Annotated in this window: 4 protein-coding genes; all 4 read right to left on the bottom strand. The window is 39.0% G+C overall.

Annotated features, from left to right (window positions below; translation table 11 throughout):
- Positions 1-595: diaminopimelate decarboxylase family protein (locus tag ACJMMI_RS02530; protein ID WP_405353195.1), on the bottom strand; the 595-nt coding region annotated here is incomplete at its 3' end.
- Between the two features lie 38 nt (positions 596-633).
- Complete coding sequence (gene yihA, locus ACJMMI_RS02525; protein ID WP_405353193.1) at positions 634-1,224, bottom strand: ribosome biogenesis GTP-binding protein YihA/YsxC; 591 nt, start codon at positions 1,222-1,224, stop codon at positions 634-636.
- A gap of 11 nt (positions 1,225-1,235) precedes the next feature.
- The gene (gene lon / locus ACJMMI_RS02520; protein WP_405353191.1) at positions 1,236-3,635 is read right to left on the bottom strand and encodes an endopeptidase La; all 2,400 of its coding nucleotides are present in this window, start codon (positions 3,633-3,635) and stop codon (positions 1,236-1,238) included.
- A gap of 96 nt (positions 3,636-3,731) precedes the next feature.
- A partial coding sequence (clpX, locus tag ACJMMI_RS02515) for an ATP-dependent Clp protease ATP-binding subunit ClpX (protein ID WP_405353189.1) occupies positions 3,732-4,684 on the bottom strand: 953 nt, incomplete at its 5' end.

Raw genomic sequence — 4,684 nt, 5'->3', positions numbered from 1 at the left:
TCTCATATTCAAGAGCCTTTTTAACTGCCTCAAAAGCTTCACCTGTTTCAAGTGCAAAGCCAAACTTTGAATCAATCTGACCTGTTCTGATAAAGTTATGTGTGTGCGCGTCAACACCGGGTTTGATTCTGAATGAAATCTTAGCCTTTTTACCAAGCTTACCGGCAATTTCATTTAAAAGCTCAAGCTCGTAAAGATTATCAACAACAAATGTACCTACACCTGCATTAAGTGCAAATTCAATTTCAGCAGCAGTCTTATTGTTACCGTGAAAATGAGTTTTTTCCATTGGAAAACCTGCCTGCAAAGCTGTGTAAATCTCGCCACCTGATACAACATCAAGTCCGAGATGTTCTTCATTAGCAATTCTGCAAAGTTCCTTACAGCTGAGTGCCTTGCTTGCATAAAGTGGCATACCGTTGCCGTTATAAAACTTTTTGAATGATTCAACATAAGAACGGCAAGTTGTTCTTATTGTGTTTTCATCAAGAATATAAAGCGGTGTGCCGTACTCCTTTGCAAGCTCTACTGTGTCGCAACCGCCGATTGTAAGATGACCTTTTTCGTTAACATTTAAACAATCATTTACAAACATTCTCTCATACCTCCTGATTAAAATTTTTAAATCAGGCTTTATTCAGCCTGCAATATATATGACTCAATAAGAGCCTTAATTTCCTCTTTGCCATATCCGTCCTGTGCCGAAAACTCTATCATCGGGAGATCTTCTATTGTGCTGAAAATATCCTGATAATACTCAAGCTGATTTTTCTGATTAGTTTTATTCAGCTTGTCACGCTTTGTAAGCACTACGGCAAATGGGTAATTACTTCTGTAAAGAAAATCCACCATCTCAAGGTCATCATCAGTGGGAGGATGACGCATATCAAGAATCTGAATAATTAGCTTAATGTTTCTTTCATCAGCAAAATATCCCTCAACGAGCTCTGCCCAGCGTTTTTTTTCGTTTTTAGATACCTTTGCATAGCCATATCCCGGCAAGTCAACCATACGAAATTCTTTAAGCTTATAAAAGTTAATTGTAGCTGTTTTACCCGGCTGAGCACTGACTCTTGCAAGAGCCTTTCTCTGTACAAGTTTATTTATGAGTGATGATTTTCCTACATTTGAGTGACCTGAAAAAACAATTTCAGGCATATCAGACTTTGGAAGTTGCTCTTTTGTACCTGCGGCAAATTCAAATTGCACTTCGTTAAAATTCATTTACCTCACCTCTACTGTCTGATATTTTCTGATTTTGAAGCAGTTGCGTCAGGTATTTCATTCCATTGCTTTTCCGAAATTACCGGCACATCTACTATGGCGATTGGCACAACCTGAGAGAAGCTTGTAACAGGAATAAAGTTTATCTTTTCCTTTACTACCGGATCTACATCTTCAAGATCAGCCTCATTTTCCTTTGGAATGATTACAGTCTTAATTCCAGACTTATAAGCAGCCATACTTTTCTCTTTAAGACCGCCTATCGGCATAACATTACCTCTGAGAGTAATTTCGCCTGTCATTGCTACATCACGCCTTACAGGCTTACCGGACAAAGCAGAGTATATTGCAGTTGCCATTGTAATACCTGCAGACGGGCCGTCCTTTGGCACGGCACCCTCAGGAGCGTGAATATGAATATCTTTGTTCTTATAGAACTGTGGATTAATTCCAAGGGAATTTGCATGGCTTCTGATACAGGTAACAGCAGCCTTAGCAGACTCCTGCATAACATCGCCAAGTGAACCTGTAAGCTCAAGTTTACCTGTACCTTCCATTACAGCAACCTCAATCGGTAAAAGTTCACCGCCAACACTTGTCCACGCAAGTCCGTTTACTGTACCGATTTCATCCTTAGCAGATAATTTATCGGCAGTAAATTTCTTATGTCCAAGCATTTCGAGGACATCTTTATCTGTAATTTTAAAGGTTTCCTGCTCTTCTTCAAGCTTTTTGACTGCACATTTACGAAGAATATTACCGATTAATCTTTCAATAGTACGCACACCGGCTTCTCTTGTATAAAAATCAATAAGGAAATATAACGCAGACTGTGTGAATTTCACCTCTTTATTAGTGAAGCCACATTTCTCAATCTGTTTTGGCACAAGGTGCTTTTTGGCAATATTAAATTTTTCCTCTCTTGTATAACTGTCAAGTTCAATGATTTCCATTCTGTCACGCAATGGTGCCGGAATCTGCGAAACATCATTGGCAGTTGTAATAAACATTACATTTGACAAATCAAAAGGAACATCAATATAGTGGTCAACAAATTTATTGTTCTGCTCGGAATCAAGCACTTCAAGCAATGCTGAAGTAGGGTCACCTTTATAGTCGCTTGCAAGCTTATCAATTTCATCAAGAATAAGAACAGGATTATTTGAGCCTGCATTCTGAATCGCAGTCATAATTCTGCCCGGAATTGAACCAATATAGGTTCTTCTGTGACCTCTGATTTCTGCTTCATCACGCACACCGCCAAGTGCAATTCTCTGGCTGTTTCTGCCGATTGCCTTTGCAATAGATTGTGCAATAGATGTTTTACCGACACCCGGAGGGCCTGCAAAGCAGATTATCTGTCCATCCTGCGAACCTCTGAGCTTTGCAACGGCTAACTGTTCAATAATTCTTTCTTTAATTTTCGCAAGTCCAAAATGTGATTTATCAAGCTCTTTTCTGAGCTTTGTAATAGAAATTTTATCCTTAGTAGCTGTATTCCAAGGCAAATCAAGCACAGTATCAAGATAAGTCCTGATTACTGAGGCTTCCTGACTGCCATACGGCATACGCATAAGCTTTTTACATTCCTTAATGAGTACATTTTCAGATTCTTCAGCAAGTCCCAAAGAATAAATTCTATCGGCATAAGCCTCTGCCTCGGCTGATGGGTTATCATCCTCGCCAAGCTCTTCTTCAATAATCTTCTTTTGCTCTCTCAAGAAATATTCACGCTGATTATCCTCGATTCTATCTCTCGCCTTCTGAACAATATCCTTTTCTATAGAGAGAACATAGGTTTCATTAATGAGAATGTCAAGCAGCATATCAAGTCGCTCTGTTTGGTCAAGCTCTTCGAGAATTGACTGCTTAGCCTGAAAATCAAGCACAATGTTATCTGCTATGTAGTCGGCAAGCTCACCACAGGTTTTACAAGAAGCAACCTTAAATATAATATCGTTTGGCACTCTTGGAGCAACCTTTACATAGTTTTCAAACTCAAATCTGACAGCTCGCATTAAGCCAAACTGTTCGGAAGTGTGTTTAAACTTTTTATCCGGATATGGTTCAACCTCCGCCATAAGGCAACGCTCATCAAAAACAGGTGTAACAATACCTGCTCTGAATTTACCTTCAATCACGACTCTGGTAGAATTGTCAGGCTGTTTGATAACCTGAACAATCTTAGCAACTACACCTGTAGTATAGCATTTAGTTATATCAGGATCATTTTCAGACGGGTCTTTCTGAGTAACAAGAAAAATAAGCTGATCATTTTTCATAGCAGCATTAATAGCACTGATACTCTTTTTTCTTCCAACATCAAAATGAATGAGAGCTTTTGGGAAAACAACAAGTCCTCTGAGTGGCAGAACGGGCAAAAGTATTAAATCATCGTTTCTATCGTCCATTTTCTATCCTCCCATCACAATTAATTTCACAATTATATTAATCAAAAAAAGCTGTATTGTTTTTTCGGCAATACAGCTTTAATTATTTACAATACTTTAAGAAGCTGTGCTTCGTTTTTGACGCTTCTTTGCATCTTGTTTTAAGTTTATTGAAACAGAAGCCTTGTCTTCATTTCTCAGGAGTTGAGGCTCACTGCCCTCAGTAACAACCTTTTCGGTAATAGTTACTCTTTCAATAGTAGGGTCAGAAGGAATTTCAAACATAAGGTTTGTAAGTATTCCCTCCATGATTCCTCTAAGTCCTCTCGCACCGGTTCTCTGCTCCTGTGCTTTCTTAGCAACAGCCTTTAGAGCATCATCTTCAAACACAAGCTCAACATTATCAAGTTCAAAAAGTTTTTTATACTGTTGAACAATAGAATTTTTAGGAACAGTAAGGATTTGAACAAGAGCGTCAGTATCAAGACCGCTGAGAGCTGTGATAACAGGAAGTCTGCCAATAAGCTCAGGAATTATACCGTACTTAACAAGATCATGTGCAGTAACATCTTTCATCCAGTAGGTTTCATCAAGCTCTTTTTTGTCCTGAATAAAGGACTCAAAACCAATTACAGATGAACCCTTACGCTTAGTAACAATCTTTTCAAGACCGTCAAAAGCACCGCCACAAATAAATAGAATATTCTTTGTGTTAATCTGTAAAAACTCCTGCTGTGGATGTTTTCTGCCACCCTGAGGCGGTACATTTGAAACAGTACCCTCAATAATCTTGAGCAATGCCTGCTGAACACCCTCACCACTTACATCACGAGTGATTGACGGATTTTCAGACTTACGGGCAATCTTATCTATTTCATCAATGTAGATGATACCACGCTCAGCTTTTTCAATGTCAAAATCTGCTGCTTGAATAAGCTTTAATAAGATGTTCTCAACATCTTCGCCTACATAGCCGGCTTCGGTAAGTGTAGTGGCATCTGCAATGGCAAACGGAACATCAAGTGCCTTTGCAAGGGTTTGTGCAAGCAAGGTTTTACCTACGCCTGTAG

Source organism: Ruminococcus sp. (assembly GCF_045129435.1).
Taxonomy (GTDB): Bacteria; Bacillota; Clostridia; order Oscillospirales; family Acutalibacteraceae; genus Ruminococcoides.
This window is presented reverse-complemented; position numbering and strand designations above follow the sequence as displayed.